Annotated in this window: 13 protein-coding genes and 3 pseudogenes; 7 read left to right on the forward strand and 9 right to left on the reverse strand. The window is 61.0% G+C overall.

Features of this window, described 5'->3' with window-relative positions:
* Positions 1 to 409: 409 nt before the first annotated feature.
* Complete coding sequence (locus FAZ98_RS35095) at positions 410 to 2,785, forward strand: hybrid sensor histidine kinase/response regulator (RefSeq protein ID WP_158958997.1); 2,376 nt, start codon at positions 410 to 412, stop codon at positions 2,783 to 2,785.
* A gap of 298 nt (positions 2,786 to 3,083) precedes the next feature.
* On the opposite strand, the pseudogene FAZ98_RS35915 reads toward FAZ98_RS35095, so the two are convergent.
* The 5 genes and pseudogenes from FAZ98_RS35915 to FAZ98_RS35120 all read right to left on the reverse strand — a co-directional run.
* Positions 3,084 to 3,173, reverse strand: a pseudogene (locus FAZ98_RS35915) (NAD(P)-dependent dehydrogenase); the annotation flags it as partial.
* Between the two features lie 31 nt (positions 3,174 to 3,204).
* On the reverse strand, positions 3,205 to 3,447 hold the full coding sequence (locus FAZ98_RS35105) for a hypothetical protein (protein WP_158959001.1): 243 nt from the start codon (positions 3,445 to 3,447) through the stop codon (positions 3,205 to 3,207).
* Between the two features lie 81 nt (positions 3,448 to 3,528).
* The gene (locus FAZ98_RS35110) at positions 3,529 to 3,927 is read right to left on the reverse strand and encodes a DUF3564 family protein (RefSeq protein WP_158959003.1); all 399 of its coding nucleotides are present in this window, start codon (positions 3,925 to 3,927) and stop codon (positions 3,529 to 3,531) included.
* Positions 3,928 to 4,216: 289 nt separating this feature from the next.
* Entirely contained in the window at positions 4,217 to 4,846 is a 630-nt protein-coding gene (locus FAZ98_RS35115) for a hypothetical protein (RefSeq protein ID WP_158959005.1), read from the reverse strand.
* Between the two features lie 878 nt (positions 4,847 to 5,724).
* Positions 5,725 to 6,135: pseudogene (locus FAZ98_RS35120) on the reverse strand (MEDS domain-containing protein); the annotation flags it as partial.
* Between the two features lie 1,376 nt (positions 6,136 to 7,511).
* On the opposite strand from FAZ98_RS35120, the gene FAZ98_RS35125 reads away from it, so the two are divergent.
* Positions 7,512 to 8,648, forward strand: a complete 1,137-nt coding sequence (locus tag FAZ98_RS35125; protein ID WP_158959007.1) for a glutathione-independent formaldehyde dehydrogenase — start codon at positions 7,512 to 7,514, stop codon at positions 8,646 to 8,648.
* Positions 8,649 to 8,732: 84 nt separating this feature from the next.
* Here FAZ98_RS35125 and FAZ98_RS35130 read toward each other — a convergent pair whose 3' ends face one another.
* Both FAZ98_RS35130 and FAZ98_RS35135 read right to left on the reverse strand, forming a co-directional pair.
* Positions 8,733 to 9,980 (reverse strand): phosphatidylserine decarboxylase family protein, encoded by a 1,248-nt coding sequence (locus tag FAZ98_RS35130; protein ID WP_158959009.1) that lies wholly within the window; start codon positions 9,978 to 9,980, stop codon positions 8,733 to 8,735.
* Positions 9,981 to 10,013: 33 nt separating this feature from the next.
* Complete coding sequence (locus tag FAZ98_RS35135; protein WP_158959079.1) at positions 10,014 to 11,045, reverse strand: flavodoxin family protein; 1,032 nt, start codon at positions 11,043 to 11,045, stop codon at positions 10,014 to 10,016.
* A gap of 339 nt (positions 11,046 to 11,384) precedes the next feature.
* Between FAZ98_RS35135 and FAZ98_RS35140 the strand changes: the two genes are divergently transcribed.
* The 5 genes and pseudogenes from FAZ98_RS35140 (at position 11,385) to FAZ98_RS35160 (ending at position 16,880) form a co-directional block, all read left to right on the forward strand.
* Positions 11,385 to 14,030: an excinuclease ABC subunit UvrA gene (locus tag FAZ98_RS35140; protein WP_158959011.1), complete on the forward strand. Its 2,646-nt coding sequence runs from the start codon at positions 11,385 to 11,387 to the stop codon at positions 14,028 to 14,030.
* A gap of 88 nt (positions 14,031 to 14,118) precedes the next feature.
* Entirely contained in the window at positions 14,119 to 14,790 is a 672-nt protein-coding gene (locus FAZ98_RS35145) for a DUF1275 family protein (RefSeq protein ID WP_158959013.1), read from the forward strand.
* Positions 14,791 to 14,874: 84 nt separating this feature from the next.
* Positions 14,875 to 16,101, forward strand: coding sequence for a Gfo/Idh/MocA family protein (locus FAZ98_RS35150; protein ID WP_233273049.1), 1,227 nt, complete (start codon positions 14,875 to 14,877; stop codon positions 16,099 to 16,101).
* Positions 16,098 to 16,744: pseudogene (locus tag FAZ98_RS36140) on the forward strand (trehalase-like domain-containing protein); the annotation flags it as partial. The gene FAZ98_RS35150 and the pseudogene FAZ98_RS36140, both read left to right, overlap by 4 nt.
* Positions 16,725 to 16,880, forward strand: coding sequence for a hypothetical protein (locus FAZ98_RS35160; protein ID WP_158959019.1), 156 nt, complete (start codon positions 16,725 to 16,727; stop codon positions 16,878 to 16,880). The pseudogene FAZ98_RS36140 and the gene FAZ98_RS35160, both read left to right, overlap by 20 nt.
* 27 nt (positions 16,881 to 16,907) lie before the next feature.
* On the opposite strand, the gene FAZ98_RS35165 is transcribed toward FAZ98_RS35160, so the two are convergent.
* On the reverse strand, positions 16,908 to 17,582 hold the full coding sequence (locus FAZ98_RS35165; protein ID WP_158959021.1) for an HAD family hydrolase: 675 nt from the start codon (positions 17,580 to 17,582) through the stop codon (positions 16,908 to 16,910).
* Between the two features lie 220 nt (positions 17,583 to 17,802).
* Positions 17,803 to 17,982 carry a hypothetical protein gene (locus FAZ98_RS35170; RefSeq protein ID WP_158959023.1) on the reverse strand — a complete coding sequence of 60 codons (180 nt, stop codon included), beginning with the start codon at positions 17,980 to 17,982 and terminating at the stop codon, positions 17,803 to 17,805.
* Positions 17,983 to 18,096 lie beyond the last annotated feature (114 nt).

The raw sequence follows: 18,096 nt of genomic DNA on the forward strand, positions 1-18,096 counted from the left end.
TGCGAGGAGATACACGTCATGTGCGCACGGGTAAAGCAGACGTAAGGACGCGTGACGACGCCCGAGGTACAGGGTACCGCCTTTGACCGCCGGTAGCGCGTCCGCTCTCCGGAGCGCGCCTGTTCCTGGCATGAGTGCCGTCTACGGCGGAATGCACGTCCCGCCCGCGCGGTGTGAATGACAGCCGCAGCGTCTCGAGGGTGTCCGGTTCGTCACCCATCGACAATGGCCGGCCATATTTCGCCGCCCTCGGGTTCCGACTGGCACTCAGACTTCCATCCGCGTTCATGCTGCGTTGCGCTGATAGAATGGAACGTCACGCAAAGCGGCCTGCGCGGTAGGGGAGAAGAACTCCACCCGACGGCGGATGGTGTTCCGCGCTCCGTTTGCGACACGAGGCACCAGACCGATGAGCATTCCAGAACCTAAGAACGTGCAAGGCGATGCGCTCGACTGGACCCGACGGTGGGTCCAGTCGAGCGCGGACTATTCCATGTTCCGGATGACTCCCGACGGCATGGTGGCCAGCTGGAACGAGGGTGGCGTCCGTATCGAGGGTTACCAGCCTGAAGAGATCCTCGGTCAGCATTTTTCCGTTTTGTATACCGATGACGACTGCCGTGACTGTATCCCCGATTCGGTGCTGGATACTGTCCGTCAGTCCGGACGCCATGACTGGCAGGGGTGGCGCCGCAGGAAAGATGGCACCACCTTCTGGGCGAGCGTGCTTACCAGCGCATTGGGCGACGATGGCGGCCGATTCGAAGGTGCGGTTCAGGTGGTGCGCGACGTAAGCGAGAACCGGCGGGCGCATGAAGCCGCGCTCGAGAGCGAGCAACGTTTCCGGCTGCTCGTGCAGGGAGTGACGGACTATGCAATCTTCATGCTCTCGCCCGAGGGGTTCGTGACGAACTGGAACAGCGGTGCCCGGCGAATCAAGGGTTACACCGCGGACGAGATCATCGGCTCGCATTTCTCACGGTTTTATACGCCGGAGGATGCCGCCACGGGCCTGCCGCAGCGCGGTCTGGACATTGCGGCCCGCGAAGGCCGGTTTGAAGCGGAGGGCCGTCGGGTGCGTCGGGACGGGACAACCTTCTGGGCGCACGTCATACTCGACGCAATTCACGACGACGATGGAAAGCTGGTCGGGTTCGCGAAAATTACACGTGACATAACCGAACGGCGCGAGGCGGCTGAGCTTCTGGAAAAGACGCAGGCAGCATTGTTCCAGGCGCAGAAAATGGAGGCGATCGGCAAGCTGACGGGAGGTGTGGCGCATGACTTCAACAACGTCCTGCAGGTGTTACGAGGTAATCTCGAACTGCTCGAAAACAGGCATCACCGTGACGCCTGGAGCAGCGAGCGACTTGCGCATGCCATCGATGCTGTCGAGCGGGGCGCGAGACTGGCGTCCCAGTTGCTCGCCTTTGGCCGGCGGCAGGCGTTGCGTCCAGTTGTAGTCAACCTGGCTGCCATGGTGCGAGAGATTGATAACATGCTGGCCCGCGCGCTTGGTGAGACGATCAATGTCGAGACAGTTGTGGCCGCCGGCCTGTGGAACACACTGGTCGATCTTCACCAGCTTGAGAACGTACTGCTGAACCTGGCAATCAACGCGCGAGACGCGATGCCTGAGGGCGGGCGCCTTACCATTGATCTGGCCAACGCGGTGCTGGACGATCGCTACGTGCGTCCTTTCCCGGATGTGCCGGCGGGACAGTACGTGATGCTGGGGGTGACCGACACCGGAACCGGCATGCCAGCCGATGTCGTCGAGCGCGCCTTTGACCCGTTCTTTACCACCAAACCGGAAGGGCAGGGCACAGGCCTCGGGCTCAGTATGGCGTACGGATTCGTCAAACAGAGCGGCGGACACATCCGGATCTATAGTGAAGTGGGACACGGCACGACCATCCGGATCTATCTGCCAAGGTCGATGGAGGCCGCAGTTGATCCACAGGCGAGACCTCATCACGTAATGAGAGGAGGTAAGGAAACCATTCTGGTCGTCGAGGATGATACAAGGGTTCAGTCCACTGTCGTCGACATGCTCACGGGACTGGGCTACTCGGTGCTCAAGGCTGACGACGCGGAGCAGGCGCTCGCCGTCATCCGGAGCGGCGTTCACGTTGATGTGCTATTCACCGACGTCGTGATGCCGGGTACCTTGCGAAGCCCGGACATGGCCCGCCAGGCCGCCACTTTGCTACCGCATCTGAAGGTACTGTTCACATCAGGTTACACCCAGAATGCAATCGTTCATGGGGGGCGCCTGGACCCAGGCGTCGAACTTCTGGGAAAACCGTATAGCCGGGAAGAACTTGCGCACAAGCTGCGCCATATTCTCGGCACGCCGGGAGAGGCCATCCACGCGGTCCCGGATAGTACGGCTACCGCGCGAGCCACTACCGCCGAGCTGTCTGCGGGGCCGTTGCGTGTCCTTGTCGTCGAAGATGATGCTGCTTCTCTGGAAGCCGTCAGCGAGATTCTTCAGATGCTCGGTCATCAAGCACAAAGGGCGCTGGATGCTGCGGAGGCGATGGAAAATCTCAAGGCTGGCCGATTTGATGTCCTGCTGACTGATCTGAATCTTCCTGGCCTGTCGGGCATCGAATTGGCACGACACGCTCGTGCGTTTCAGCCCGACCTGTATATTGTATTTGCGTCGGGAGAGACATTGGAAGAGGGCGTGGTGGAAGGGTTTCCTCACGGAATGCTGCGCAAACCTTACACCGTCAACGAGCTCGAAAGCGCGCTGCGGACAGCGCATTGCGGATCATAGGTGGACAACGATAGCCAGCCATGCAAGAACCTGCGCGACTTGCATTCTCGCTTGCGAAACCCACGGTATTTCGTCGGCAAGCACCCAACTACCCGTGTCTTGTCCGGATGCAAGTGCGTGCGCACGCCAGCGATTCTGTCGGATCCGTGCCCACATGTTCGCCACGCGTGGGCGAGGCAGGTATTCCGGCGGCAAGTTCGAACTTCCGCAGGGTCAACTCGCCCGCCCGCGTGTGCTCTCCCTTATCACTACATATCGCCCTTCGTTGCCTTGGGCGAGAGCGAAGGCCGCCGAGCCAAGGTAAGTGACGACCGCCCGTAACGCCATAGACGTCACCAGTGACAAAGCTCGATTCCTGTGACGCTAGAAGCACGTATATCGGTGCAACGCATGCAGAATTGGACGACGGGGTCCCAGAGTTAGTGAGCAGGCAAGGCACCTCCGCCACCTCGTCGCTGCGCCATGTCGGTCGCAACAACCTTAGCGTATCGCAGCGCTTCCGCTTCGGATGCGAACTCGATGTCGATCGACGTTCGCAGTTCGGCTATTGCCCGTCCAGTGTGGTCGACGTGCAGGATATCCATGGTCCAGCCACCCCTTGCAGTTAGCACAAGGGTGACGCGGAACTCGTGCTCGTTCACGAAGATTGCGTCGCCGTTCATAATTGCTCCTGGTTTCGACAAGGTTCCATAGGCATGTTGAAGCCTAACCGTTGGATCGGCAGGCTCGCAGAGCGTGCGGGATTAGCTCGGCACGTGACGGAATTCCTGATGGCCCGCCTGCGCTTTGCCTCCAAAAAGCGCGTTTTCTGCCCGGATTTTAGTCCAATCCACCGCCTGCAGGCGCCAGTGCCAGGTTGTCCTCGGCTGAGAAGGATTGCTCATGAACGCAACGCCATCAGCATCGCTGATTTCGCCACGGCGGCTAATCTGCAGTCCGTTCAAAATACAAAGTGTTTCGTGCTCCGAGGAGCCGGTCAGGACGATTCGCCCTCCGAACGTGTCCAGCTCGCCCCATTCCGGCAGGTCGACGCCGGAATGCGCTTCGCGAGACCATTGCAGTTTATCCATGTCGAGACACAATAAGGCATAGTCATGGTTGACAGTCGGATCGGGACCATTGATCAAGATCGTCAAACGCATGATTTGAAAAATAGATGCCTGGGACAGACTAGTTTAGGACAAACCGCCGGCCATCCCCAAGCATGGGAACCACTGATTTGTCAAAAGATTCGCCTCAGAGGCGGCGATTGTCCGCCACCAGGGCGCGTTCAGATCAGCCGTTCTTGAAAGCAAACATGCTGGGCTGGGAGATCGCCGTTGCAAATACACCGCGTATAGTTCCGTCCCTGTATCGGCGTCCTTGCGAGGCGTGGTTTTTCAGCGGGGTCGCCGGTTGATCTGTCGGGCGGACTGCTTTTTTCGCTAGACCTTAGACAGCGCCGAAAGCATCGTCGAGCGTTTTGAACAGCTGTTGTGATGCCGCCTCCCGCTGCGTGACATCAAGTAATCCCAGACCCACGAGACAATCGACGTAATGCAGGCATTCGCGCTCGGCATGCTGGGCGTTGCGAGGGACGTCGTCCTTGAAACGTTCGTAGGCAATTCGCATGGGTTCACCGTCCGTGACGGTGCCCGATTCCCGTAGAAACGTTGTGACGCGGCGATAAGCGTTCAGATTGCCGACGTAAAAACCTATACGACGCGAAACGTCAAGCAGATGGTTCCAAGCTTCTGAGTGTAGTGCCTTCAGCAGCGAACCCTCAGGCTTGCCTTTTGAACGCAGGATCAGTTCGTTGGCCTCTGCTTTCGCGTGCATGGTCTGAAGGTCCGTCAACATAAGAAACCCTGTCGCGTTTGCCGCCACGATATCTTCGATGCGCCAGCCATTGGCCGGGTCGCGATTGAAGATCCTGGTGAGTGCGACTTCCGCGCCGGCCATGAAAAAAGCGTGCAGGTGCGCCTGCAACGCGTCGGGGATGGTTTTGCCGGCTCGTGCCTGCATTTCACCGGCGAGTGCTTCAAAAGCTTTTGTGAGGTCGGTTTGGCGGTCGTCGTCCATTTCATCTCCGGAAACTGCGGATAACTGCAGGCGCCATCAAGAGTCGTCAACTGAACGTTCTGCGCGGGGAAAGGCGCATTGGCCTGTGTCTCCGCGGGGCGGTTGGGCGACCCTGTTATGGCTGAAGGTAGCAAGGCCAGTTCGAGCCTCGAAAGCAAATTTGAAACGTGCGGTGGCACCAGGCTCCAGAACGGGCGTGTGTACGCCAAACGGTCTTCAAGGAAAAGCGTTTGAGCGTTTAGCCTTCCTCCGGCACCGCGCGAGAAAATCAAAAAGTCATATTCGGTTCTGGGGGCAATCCCGCCAGTTGCCACGCCGAGACATGCCATGGTGGAGGCAATGGCGTATTGTCCCATCGCGCAGCGCACTGTGGGCACACAAACGGCGTCACTCCCGATGCAACCGTTCTGTCGGAACTGTCTGTCACGAGGTGAGTTACGTCGTACAGGGGGTTAAGGAACAGACGCACACAGGACTGGCATAAAGCCCTTACGATTTTTTTCACGGTCGCCCTTTAAAAACTTTTTCTTTGGCATGTGCTTAAAAGGAGATTGAGCTTCTGGATCAGTGGCCTCGCCTGCATTATCCGCTAGAAGAAAGTATCCAGGGTCAGATATTTTCGGGATGCTTGTAAGAACCCTTCCCGTTCCATGCGACGCATCGGACGGTTATGCGCGCCATTGACCACGCCTGAAGGGCGATCTCACGTGGGACACCGCAGAGTAGCAATGGTGGTCGCTGCCGGCCCGCAACGCCGGCAACGCAAGCAGACCCATCAGGTCCCGTAGTGCGCTCTCGGCACTTTCGCCGTTCTGGTTATCGTATCGGTCTTTTTTCATCGGCATGGGCACCGGAGCTTCACGGCGCGCATCAAGCACTCAAACTTCCGAACGTTCCTTGCGCGCCTGAAGTTCCTGGATCATTTCCGACGGCGGAATGAAAAACGGATTCTCCTGCACAATGCCATTGATGAGTGTGAGCGGATGGGTGCGCAGCACGTCCATCAACATGGCACCCGACAGCTTGGCCATGTCGTAGACGCAAACGGAGTGCTGGCGATTGCGCTCGATAATCTCGTTGACTTTCGCCTCGTACATGACGAGTTCCGGCGCGCCCGGCGTATCGCCGAATGCCCAGTCCATGTTGCCCATGATGCGAAGCTGGGAATACCCTTTCTCGAGCCCGGCAGCCGACAGCCCGTCCACCAGCGCGAGCGTCCGGTCCTTGTCGAACCGGCCCTCTTCGTCCAGATAGGCTTGCGGCCACGTTAGGACTTCGAACTGTCCGCACGCTTCGCACTGGTGCGATCGTTACCCGCTTTGGGGCATCGGCTGCTGCGCGCACGTACACAGGTAACGCCTCGGCGCCTGCTTTTCTGATGCATCTCGGACGGCGGCCCGGAGGTATGGACGGCGGATCTGCGTAGTCTATTCGCAAACTCGCGGGCGGTCATGCAGGTGAAATGCCGGGCAGGGGGGCCGCACTGTCCGGGGCGACATGCTGCAGACGGATGCCGAAGATTTTTGGTTGATGCCGTTCGATTCGGTTGCACGATCGCCGCGGTGGCCAGCGATCGGGCATTCTGGACGCTGGACTTTGGACGACGTCGCCGCATCGGAGTTTTTGCAGCGATGCCGCGCACACTTTGTCGCGCAGCCAGCATCATGTGGACGGCTCTCTTGGCATCATCACGGTGGCGTTGCTCATGCGCACGGCGCTAGTGTGAGGGAGAGCGTCAAACAGAATGATCCGCATGCTCGCGCAGCTCCAATTCAAAGAACGCCCGGCGCGCTGCAGGGAAAGCGAATACATGCGTACCGCGGCATGCGTGGCATCGCCGACAATAAGCGACCTGATTTCGCGGAGCGCGAATATGGCGACGACGCCAACTCCGATACAGCCGAGCGCACCGAAGCTGGGCCAGCCTTTCAGTCGCCGCGCTTGTTCCCGTGAGCGACAGCAGCACTTAGGCAAGCGCTGCGGCATTTTCGCCAATCGAAAACATGACCTCGATTTCACACGATGCCCGGAACCAGCGCGCCACGCATCCCGCGCTCCGCTCGGTGTGCGCGCCTCAATACCCCACCAGCGAACGACGTAAAGACGTACGTTCCAAAACGTGTGAGATTAGGCGGCCGAGGTAACGCAGTTCTCTTCGACCCAACTCGTTGCCCGCTCGTGCACGAAAGTTAGCGCCTCATTTTCGTCAACGAAATTTTCGTCACAGCGTAGATCATGGACATCGTCCTCGAATGACCCATCAGCCGCAGGCGTGAAAATACGCGCGTTCGCCACGATGCGACCGTCTTCGATGCTTGCACTGGTGCTGATCCAGCATGACTGAAAAAGGAAGCGCATATCAACCTCCGGACAGATTCTGCCGGCCGTTGCGCAAATCATGTGCCAAATAAAAAATCGAACCGCGCATCACGCAGTCATTTCACCTTCTTGATCAAATCCTCTCGCGATTTTCGTTTTTTAACGAGTACCGAAATTTTGCTCGCGTCCATATGGCTCGATTTTTGTACGTGCCACAGCCGTGGCCGGGCGCATAAATAGAGGATAACCCTGGACAACCTGCGGCATCGACACAGGCACGCGTGCTGCGGGATTTGCGTCACGATCGTCACTCTGACGAATCGCCTCTCGTTCTCAGGAGTTCAGCATGAAAGCCTTGGTATATGAAGGGCCACGCAAGGTCGTGGTGAAAGAGATGCCGGACGCGAAAATCGAACGCCCGACCGACGTGCTCGTGAGGATCACGACGACCAATATCTGCGGCTCGGATCTGCATATGTACGAAGGCCGCACGAACATGGAAACGGGACGGATACTCGGTCACGAAAATCTGGGCGTGGTGATGGAAGTGGGCGGCGGTGTGGAGCGCATTAAAGTGGGCGACCGCGTGTGCCTGCCGTTCAATATCGGCTGCGGCTTCTGCAAGAATTGCGAACGCGGGCTAACCGGTTTCTGTCTCACCGCGAATCCCGGCATGGCGGGCGCGGCGTATGGCTTTGCGGGCATGGGGCCGTATAGCGGTGGCCAGGCGGAATATCTGCGCGTGCCGTTCGGCGACTTCAATTGCCTCGTGCTGCCGCCCGACGCCGAAGAGAAAGAAAACGACTATGTGATGCTGTCCGACATCTTCCCGACCGGCTATCACGCAACGGTGCTCGCGGGCGTCGAACCGGGCGACAGTGTGGCGATCTATGGCGCGGGGCCGGTGGGTTTGATGGCGGCCATGTCGGCGTCGATCAAGGGCGCAAGCAAGGTGATGGTGGTCGACAGCCATCCCGATCGCCTTGCGTTGGCGGAAAAGCTGGGCGCGATTCCGATCGACGATAGCGACGGCTCGTCGGCGGAACAGATACTCGAAATGACCGGCGGCGAGGGCGCGGATCGCGGCTGCGAATGCGTCGGCTATCAGTGCAGTTGCAAGGGCCACGAAGTACCGAATGCGACGATGAACAATCTCATTAAGGCCGTGCGTCCGACGGGCGGCATTGGCGTGGTGGGTGTATTCGTCGCCGAAGACCCGAAGGCTGACGACAAGCTCGCGAAGGAGGGCAGGCTCGCGCTCGACTTCGGGCAGTTGTGGATGAAGGGCCAGCATATCGCCACGGGGCAGGCCAACGTCAAGGCGTATAACCGCAAGCTGCGCGATTTGATTGCAGCGGGAAAGGCGAAGCCTTCGCAGATCATTTCGCATGAACTGCCGCTGGAAAAGGCACCGGAAGGCTATGAGCACTTCGACAAGCGCGACGACGGTTGGACCAAGGTTGTGCTGAAGGCGGCTGCCTGAGCGTGTACCCGAGCTTGTACCGCGCTCGTACCTGAGCGCGTGATCGGCCGCCGCGTGCCACGCGCGGCGGCCTTTCCTGCGCGTCTATCTCGCGTTGGCGATTCGCGCATTCACCTTGACCGGCGGCGCGTTGTCGTCGAACGGCGGTTGCGGAACGAAGGTGTCGATCACGTCGCGTTCGAACACGAGACAGCAGGTCGAGCCGCCATATTGAAAGAAGCCCAGTTCGTCGCCCTTACCGACGTGCTGGCCGGGCAACGCGTCGATCACGCACGACGACACATCGGCCATGCCCACGAAAACACAGCCGACTTTGCCGATGGAACGATCGTCGCAATCGATCACGATCACCGCTCGCGCAGCGACGGCGGTGATATAGCCTTGCGAGTCGTTGAGGCCGCCGGGGTCTTCGCCCTCCGTATCGGCATCCGAATAGTAAGTTCCGTCGACGGCGTAGGCGTGGGTGATCACGCCGCTCACGGGCGCATGCCAGCGGTGGTAATTGAACGCGCTAAGAAAAGCCTGATAGATCGAGCCGCCCGCAAATCCGTTTGCGACATCGGCGTGACGCCTCGTGAAGATATCCAGCAGCGAATACGGCTGCGACTTGATCCAGAAAGTGTCGTTCAATTGCACGTCGCGCTGAAGGTTATACGGCGCAGCCTCGCACGCACTCACGATTACCTTGTGATCGCCGGGATCGTCTACTGGCCGTTGCCCGTTACGAAAGCGGCGTGTGAAAAAATCGTTCCACGAGGTGAATCCCCAGTACGGTTTATCCGGATCGCAGACGAACTGCGATAGACCGATACGCTTATCAGCTTCGGAAGAAAACCAGCCGTCGGGCGACGAGGTAGTCAGATGCTCGCGCGAATGCGGTCCGCTCAGAAAGCCGCACCAGCAGTTCAACACCTGTTTGATATGCGCATTGAGCGCCGGATCGCGGAACAGCGCATAGCCTGAAGGCATGCACATCGGCCAGTCGAGCACGGCATTCAATGGGCAATGAATCAGGCTGGTTTCGCTAAAGGGCGGCGCATAGGTCATGCAGTAATCGACGATCGACATCAATTCGTCAATGGTCGAATAACCGAGCACATAGCCCGCGTCCCGCGCCTGCATGATGGCTCGCGTCAAGTCCATCCTGAGCACCGGATCGCCCTTCACCAATGCGGCCAGTTCTTGCACGGCCGCGTTGCGAAGCGTGCCGTTTGCCTGTTCACGCGCATGCGCCGCCATCTCGAGACGATACTGCGCCATATGGGCTTCGTTGCGCGGCAGCCATTCGCCGAATCGGCGGCGTTCGGTGCGATTGGGTTGGGCGTCGCTCATGCGGCTTCCTTGCGGTGTTTGTTTGCCTGCCTATCACTTCGCGCGCACGGCTTCCAGCGCTGCGTCCGGCGCTTCGTGTCCGCGTCGAAGCTGCGTGACGCAAGCCGCCACCGCTTTCGCCACGTTGACAACTTCGCGTTGCATGTCGTCGTCGTTATCGAGCGTTGTATGGCTCGTGGCGTAGGGCTCGTAGTAGCCGATAAAGCGATCAAGACGCGACTTCGCGCCAGATTCGATCAAGCCCATCCAGTCCAGCCAGTCGCTGAGGGCGCGGCGCGATCCTTCGATGCCCGCAACGTCGCCATGAACGATCAGGCCGTAGGCGCGACCCGCGAGATGTTTCGGATAGTCCCAGCCTTCGAGTTCGATCCGCTTCGCTTCGTCGGGCTTTTTGCCGTGCGTGGAGGTCGGGTCCGGGTTGCCGCCGTCCGCGCACACGAGCCGATCCATTAGCAGCTTGAGCGGACTCGGCACCTGATACCAGTACACCGGCGTGACAAATATAACGCCGTGGCAGGCCGCGAATTTTTCGTAGATCTCATTCATCCAGTCATTGACGAGTCCGAGCGAATGGTTCGGATAGCAACTGCACGGCCAGTGGCAGAGCGGCATCGCCGTGGAGACGCAGCCCTTACACGGATGAATGTTTAAATCGTGATCGGAGTTCAAGCGTGACAGATCGAGAAAATCGACTTCGCATGCATTGTGTTCCAGCGTTTCCTGCGCAAGCTTGCCGAGCCGGAAACTTTTCGACATTTCGCCGGGGCACGTGTAGTCATTGCGGGCAGACGCGTTGACGATCAAGACGCGCGAAGGTGCGCCGGGGCTTTGCTGCCTTGCCTGAGCGGCTTTGATCCGGTCGCTGGCCGCTTTCCATTCCACCGAGAGTTCGTAATCGGGATCTTTGAATCCGGCGCCGGCTTTTTCCGTGATCGGAGATTTACGCGCATTGGAATACGCGTCCCACGCCAATGCTTCGAGACGCACGAGCGCCTCATCTTCGGCGCGAAATGCCGGGTCGTAAAAGCGAGCCATGAAGCGTTTGCGGAACGCCTCGCGCGACATCATTTCCGTGACTTGCCCTTTGCGGACTTCGATCGTCCGATATTCCGCTGAAATTTTCGAACTCGGGTTCATGACGACTCGCATCGACGGATTATTAACGTCCGCCAAGCGCGCAACCGACATTCCCGTCGACACCAACAATGCCGATGCCGCTCATGCGTCGAGAAGCCCGGTCGAATAACAGGACGCGGAACAGCGAAACGTGCGCCCGAACCTTGCGATGCAGCGAAAGGGAGCGTTTCTTGCGGATCCCAAGCTTTATCGCCTTGTCTGACTTTTGCCGCCATGACGAAACCGCACCGCGCGCCGGTGGCCGGCTCTGGCCCCGACGCTCCCGCAATGCCAGCCTTTTCACCAACCGGCTTCGTGCAGGTGCGCGGCGCTCGCGAACACAATCTCAAAAGCGTCGATGTCGATGTCCCGCGCGATGCGCTCGTCGTATTCACCGGTGTATCCGGTTCCGGGAAATCGTCGCTTGCATTCGGCACGCTGTACGCAGAGGCGCAGCGGCGTTATTTTGAGTCGGTGGCACCGTATGCGCGGCGCTTGATCGAACAGGTGGGCGCACCTGATGTCGATGCCATCGAGGGCCTGCCACCCGCGGTCGCCTTGCAGCAGCAGCGCGGGGCGCCGAGTGCGCGGTCGTCGGTGGGCAGCGTGACCACGCTTTCCAGCCTCGTGCGCTTGATGTACTCGCGCACTGGCTCGTATCCGCCGAAGCAGCCGATGCTGTATGCGGAGGATTTTTCGCCGAACACGGTGCAGGGTGCCTGTCCGGCCTGTCATGGTCTTGGCCGCGTGTACGATGCCACCGAACGCTCGATGGTCCCGGACGATTCGCTTACGATCCGTGAGCGCGCGATTGCCGCGTGGCCGCCCGCGTGGCACGGCCAGAATCTGCGCGACATCCTTGTTACGCTGGGCTACGACGTCGATACGCCATGGCGCGATTTGCCGAAAAAAGATCGCGACTGGATCCTCTTCACCGACGAACAGCCGACCGTACCGGTCTATGCCGGCTTCACGCCGAGGGAAACGCGCGCGGCGCTCAAGCGCAAGGCGGAGCCGAGCTATCAGGGCACTTTCTCCGGCGCGCGCCGTTATGTACTGCATACCTTCGCGAGCACGCAGAGCGCGTTGATGAAAAAGCGCGTCTCGCAGTACATGGTGAGCAGCGACTGCCCCACGTGCCACGGCAAGCGCCTGAAACCGGAAGCGCTTTCGGTGACGTTTGCCGGTCTCGATATCGGCGAGCTTTCGCAATTGCCGGTTGCGCGGCTCCCGGGCTTGCTCGAGCCGGTCTCGCGCGGCGAATGGACGCCCGAACCGGTTACCCAGGCCGGCGCACCGCTGGCGCAGGAGGCACGCCGCGCTGCCACCGCGCGCCGCGTTGCGGCCGGCGGTTCCGCGCACGAAGCCGCGCCCGACGTGCGCCGCACGCCCAATCTCTCGGCGGGAAAGCGCGTGGCGGCGCAGCGGCTCGCGGTCGAACTGCTCGAACGGCTCGAGACGCTGATTGATCTGGGGCTCGGCTACCTGTCGCTCGACCGCGCGACGCCGACGCTCTCTTCGGGCGAACTGCAACGGCTGCGGCTTGCAACGCAGCTTTCGTCGCAGCTATTTGGCGTGGTGTACGTGCTCGATGAACCCTCGGCGGGCTTGCATCCCGCGGACGGCGACGCACTGCTCGAAGCGCTACAGCGTTTGAAGGCGGCGGGCAATTCGCTGTTTGTCGTCGAACACGACCTGGGTGTGATGCGGCAGGCCGACTGGCTCGTCGATGTCGGGCCGGATGCGGGTGAGGCGGGCGGACGCGTGATCTACAGCGGTCCGCCGCACGGCCTGAAGCAGGTGGCGGCTTCGCATACCCGTGACTATCTTTTCCCGGACGAAGACGCGCCCGGCAAGCACGCGGCCGTATCGCGTCGCGAACCACGCGGCTGGCTGCGGCTGAAAGGCGTGACGCGCAACAACCTGCATGGACTGAATGCTGCGTTTCCGCTCGGCTGCCTGAGCGTCGTGACTGGCATTTCGGGCTCGGGCAAATCAAGCCTCGTCAGCCAGGCACTGCCCGATCTCGTGGCGGAGCGGCTCGGCCGCGTGCCGGAAACGCCCGACGAAGACGGCGTCGATCCGCTATTCGCCGCGGCGCCCGCGACCACCGATGGGCGCATCGTCGAAGGCATGGAGAAGATTCGACGGCTGGTGCGCGTCGATCAAAAGCCGATTGGCCGCACGCCGCGCTCCAATCTTGCCACGTATTGCGGCTTGTTCGATCACGTGCGCGAGCTGTTCGCACAAACGCCGGCTGCGCGCAAGCGCCGTTACGGCGCCGGCCGCTTTTCGTTCAACGTACCGCAAGGGCGTTGTCCGACCTGCGAAGGCGAGGGCTTCGTGATGGTCGAATTATTGTTTCTCCCGAGCGTGTATGCGCCGTGTTCGACCTGTCGCGGCAGCCGCTACAACCCACAAACGCTCGAAATCCGCTGGCGTGAGCGCACCATTGCCGACGTGCTCGCCATGACCGTGGATAGCGCCTGCGAGTTCTTTGAGGGCGAAGCGCAGGTGATGCGCTCGCTCGATGTGCTTCGCGCAATCGGCCTCGGTTATCTGCGGCTCGGGCAGCCGGCTACCGAGCTCTCGGGCGGCGAGGCGCAACGCATCAAGCTCGCCACCGAACTGCAGCGCGCGCAGCGCGGCGACACGCTCTATATCCTCGACGAGCCGACCACGGGGCTGCATCCCGCCGACACCGACCGTTTGATGGCGCAGTTGCAGGGTCTTGCCGATGCCGGCAATACGGTCATCCTCGTCGAACACGACATGCGCGTGGCGGCGCAGGGCGACTGGGTAATCGACGTGGGGCCGGGCGCGGGCGACGCGGGCGGCAGGATCGTGGCCGAGGGCGCGCCCGAAACCGTGGCAGGACAGGCCCAGAGCCGGACCGCGAGCTACCTGCGCGCGGCACTCGCTTCCCGGGCTTGATCCCCGGACCAAACGTCAAAACCAGGCACCGCGCTTGCATTCGGATTCATGTCGCTGGCGCGCGCCGCGCCTGCTCACGGGGCCTTTGATGCCATCTCACCGCGCGCCGTTCTGGTGCCGTATTTGCAGTTCGCCGCTGCCGGTGCTCGCGTTGATCGCGTTGGCCGGCAACACCGACGCGCTCGTCATGATGCACGGCAAACAACTGCTCGCGGTCTATATGACCGGAGATTCGACACGCATAAGCGCCGCGTTGCTGCAAGGCGCGTGGGATAAGGTCGGCGCGCTGCTGTGCGTAGTCGTCAGCTTTCTCGCCGGCACGACGCTCGCTGCGTGGATTGGCGAGCGTGCGGGCGCGTGGCGGGCCGCCATCGCGCTCATGCTCACCGGCTTGCTGATTGCTTTCGCCATCCCGTATGCGGGCGACGACTGGCCGCTTCGCGCGACCTCGCTGATCGCCGCCGCCATGGGTGCGCTCAATCAGACGCGGGCCGACCAGAGCGGCGTTACGTTCATCACCGGCGCGCTGATCAAGGTGGGGCGTCATCTGGCAGCGGGCCGTTACGGCGATGCCGCGCTGGGCATGGCACGCTGGGCGGCATGGCTCGCGGGCGCGGTTGTCGGCGCAATGCTCGATTCGCATTTCGGTTCGGGCGCGCTCTTCGCGTTGGTGCTGTTTGCCTTCGCGGGAGCGCTGGCTGCGGTGTTGACGCGCATGAGCGCCGACCCGCCCGCGGATTCGTCACGATCGTCGTTGTAGATCCGTTGTCGACAATCGTTGTGCGCGTCTTTCCCGCATCTTCGGAGGAACATCATGTCCGATCATCAAGGTCATTCAGGCGACGTGCGCTTCGGCGCGACCGGTCCCGGCACGCCAGACGGCGTCATGTTGCCGGTGCCGGGGAGTTCGCAGCCGCCCGCGTCAATCGATCTCGGCGCCGTTCAGGACGGCGCGGTCGTATTCGAAAACTGGCGCGGCGAGGCGGACCGTCCTGAGCCACCGCCGCCCGCGCCCGCACCGCCGCAGCAACGCGTCGGTATCGCCGTGGCGGGGTTGGGCCGACTCGCGCTCGGGCAGATCCTGCCGGCCCTGGCGCAATCGAAACACGCGCGGCTTGCGGGCCTGATTTCCGGGAGTTCCGGCAAGGCCCGCGCGGTCGCGCAGCAGTATGGCGTCGCTACGAACGCGTTGTACGGTTACGGTGACATGGCGCGCCTTGCCGACAACCCCGACATCGAGGCCGTTTATATCGTCACACCCAACGGATTGCATCTGGAGCACGTCAGCGCTGCCGCCCGCGCGGGCAAGCATGTCCTCTGCGAGAAGCCGATGGCGAACACCGCCGACGAAGCGCGCCGGATGATCGACGTTTGCGCGGAAGCGGGCGTGAAGCTGATGGTGGCGTATCGCTGCCAGTTCGAAGTGTTCAACAGCGAGGCGAGGCGGATCGTGCAGTCGGGCGAACTGGGCAAGCCGCGTCTCATCGAGGCGGTGAATGCGCAGGCGCAGGGATCGGGCGAACAGTGGCGTCTCAAAGGCGCACTGTCGGGCGGCGGCGCGCTGCCCGACATCGGCTTGTATTGCCTTAACGGCGTGCGCCACCTGCTGGGCGAGGAGCCGGTCGAGGTGTATGCGCAGATCGTTAATCCGGAAGGCGACGAGCGGTATCGCGAAGTCGAGGAGACCATGAGTTTCATGCTGCGCTTTCCTTCCGGCGTGATCGCCAATTGCGCCGCGAGTTACGGTGCGCACGAGTCGAAGGACATGCGCATCCGGCTTGAGGGCGGCTGGATCGATCTGGAGAATGCGTTCGCCTATGTCGGTCAGCGTATGCGCGTGGCGCGGCGCGCGGGCGCCATTGAAGCGGTCGAGGAGCGGCGCCTCGGATTCAAAGATCAGTTCGCGCTGGAGATCGATCATTTCGCGCAATGCGTGCGTGAGGATCAGGCGCCTGCGACGCCCGGCGAAGAAGGCTTGCGTGATCATCTGCTGATGGAAGCGCTGTATCGCTCGGCACATGAGGGACGGCCGGTGCGCGTCGATAATAACGGCACGAGCGCAAAACCATGAGTGTGCGCCATCGACCGAACCGCCGCGACGCCGACGGCTTTCTACCGCTGGCAGGCTATGGCGTACTGGGCGATGGCCGCTCAGTGGCTTTGAGCGGCGCGGACGGTTCGATCGACTGGTGGTGCGTGCCGGGCATGGACTCGCCGCCGTTGTTCGACCGTCTGCTCGATGCACAGCGAGGCGGGTATTACGCGATCTCCCCGGCCGCTCCATTCGAGGTCGAGCGCCGCTACCGCGAAGACAGCAATGTGCTGGAGACGGTTTTCACGACGTCTTTGGGGCAAGCGACGCTGGTCGAGTCGCTCAATAGCGGCGCGGCGGGTCGGCAGCCGTGGGCGGAACTCGCGCGGCGTATCGAGGGCGTCGAGGGCGTCGTGCGCTTCGACGTGCGAATTGTGTTCGGACGGCAGGGGGCGATTCGGTTAGCCCGTACGGTTCGCGTATCGGCAGTCAGGACGTTTTTCATGCGGGCCGCTTGCTGGGGCTTTTTCTGCATGGTGAGCGCGTCGTGATCGAAGAACGCACGGACGCGGGGCTTCGTGCCCACGTTACCGTGCGTAAGGGAGAACGCGAAACCCTCGCGATCGTCGCGGGCGAGGACGAACCGCTCGTCGTGCCGTCAATTGGCGACATCGATCATCGGCGTTTATCCGGAGATGGTGGATCCGCAGACCTGCGAATACCTGGGTAATCTGCCGCAAGGACTTACGCATCTGGCGGTCATTCAGGCGTTGGCGACACTGGCGTCGCCGGACGACACCGACAACTTCAGTCATTGACTCGTTAGCGACGCATCGAAGCGCGCGTTAGCGCTGTTTGAACGCACCAATCGGCGATGCGTCGAAACGGGCGAACAGAGCTGCTGGCCCGGGATAGACCTCAACGCATCCTGCGGCGCGCAGACTCTCTTCGGTAAAGCCGCCGGCTAGCATTCCGATGCATTCCATTCCAGCTTTTCCGCTAGCCTGCGCATCGTAGGGCGCATCGCCGACCGCTATCGCGTCGCTGCCTTTCAGTTTCAGCTTGGCGAGCACGGCTTCGAAAATATCCGGCGCCGGTTTGGAGTTGTCCGCATCGGACGATGAACTCGTCATATCCACCAGTTTCGTCACGCCGGCAATGTCGAGGTAGGTGTGTAGCTCATCCTCTTTGGCGGAGGACGCAACGGCGACTTTGAGGCCCGCGTCTCGCACGCGTTGCAGCAATAGCGGGACTGCGCAAAAAGGACGGACGCTCGCCAGATAAGCGGACTTGAACCGCTTCGAGCGCCACTGTTCGAGCGCTTCGCCATGGTCCGCGATTTCCTCTTCGGAGAGAAATGTTGGAAGGAGTTGATCGCCTCCCTTGCCAATCTGACTGCGGGCCTGTTCGAATGTAACGTCGTGGCCGAAGTGCTTGAACGCTTCATGCCAGGCGAGCGCGTGGAAGTCGACCGAGTCGACCAACGTTCCGTCGACGTCGAAAGTAACGGCTTTAATCATATTTTGGCCTCCTGGCGTTTCCGATTCTTCGTCCGTCCAGATTATTCGAAAAAATCGCATGGTGTTGTCACCTATGTTCTTCGAGAGTTTCGCCTCAAGTCCACACTGGCGCGTCATCATTTTTATCCCAATGCCAGTGAAAACCGCATGCGACCTGGGCAGCGCAGTTTCGGAAGGAGCTCAGATTCTTTCTGCTCGCTGTGACGGTGCACCATCTCGCTCAATGCCTTGAATGTCGGGTTCCGCCCGATTCTCCAGCTTCGAATTTTACGAGCTTCTCGATTAACGCCACGACCAGAAAGTGCCCCATATAAATTCCTTTGGCGTCCAGCAAGTGACCTTTCTCGAATGCCATCTTCTCGGCTGGATAAAGACGCTCTTCGTCGATCATCGTGTACACAGCCAACTCTTCGCAGGTCCGTTGGACGGGCATCGACCTTGGTCCGTGTTGTCTTCGGCGGCTTCCTCAAATGCATCAAAAATGCTTTTGCACGGCGCGGCGGTTATCGATGAG

Origin of the sequence: Paraburkholderia acidisoli (genome assembly GCF_009789675.1) — a bacterium.
Classification (GTDB): Bacteria; Pseudomonadota; Gammaproteobacteria; order Burkholderiales; family Burkholderiaceae; genus Paraburkholderia; species Paraburkholderia acidisoli.

What these genes read in the sequence shown, in the direction of transcription:
- FAZ98_RS35135 (WP_158959079.1), bottom strand. Translation starts at nt 11,045, where the DNA reads ATGTCGCGCGAGGCGTTCCGCAAACGCTTCATGGCTCGCTTTTACGAC.
- FAZ98_RS35130 (WP_158959009.1), bottom strand. Translation starts at nt 9,980, where the DNA reads ATGAGCGACGCCCAACCCAATCGCACCGAACGCCGCCGATTCGGCGAA.
- FAZ98_RS35095 (WP_158958997.1), top strand. Translation starts at nt 410, where the DNA reads ATGAGCATTCCAGAACCTAAGAACGTGCAAGGCGATGCGCTCGACTGG.
- FAZ98_RS35110 (WP_158959003.1), bottom strand. Translation starts at nt 3,927, where the DNA reads ATGCGTTTGACGATCTTGATCAATGGTCCCGATCCGACTGTCAACCAT.
- FAZ98_RS35145 (WP_158959013.1), top strand. Translation starts at nt 14,119, where the DNA reads ATGCCATCTCACCGCGCGCCGTTCTGGTGCCGTATTTGCAGTTCGCCG.
- FAZ98_RS35115 (WP_158959005.1), bottom strand. Translation starts at nt 4,846, where the DNA reads ATGGACGACGACCGCCAAACCGACCTCACAAAAGCTTTTGAAGCACTC.
- FAZ98_RS35125 (WP_158959007.1), top strand. Translation starts at nt 7,512, where the DNA reads ATGAAAGCCTTGGTATATGAAGGGCCACGCAAGGTCGTGGTGAAAGAG.
- FAZ98_RS35165 (WP_158959021.1), bottom strand. Translation starts at nt 17,582, where the DNA reads ATGATTAAAGCCGTTACTTTCGACGTCGACGGAACGTTGGTCGACTCG.
- FAZ98_RS35105 (WP_158959001.1), bottom strand. Translation starts at nt 3,447, where the DNA reads ATGAACGGCGACGCAATCTTCGTGAACGAGCACGAGTTCCGCGTCACC.
- FAZ98_RS35140 (WP_158959011.1), top strand. Translation starts at nt 11,385, where the DNA reads ATGCCAGCCTTTTCACCAACCGGCTTCGTGCAGGTGCGCGGCGCTCGC.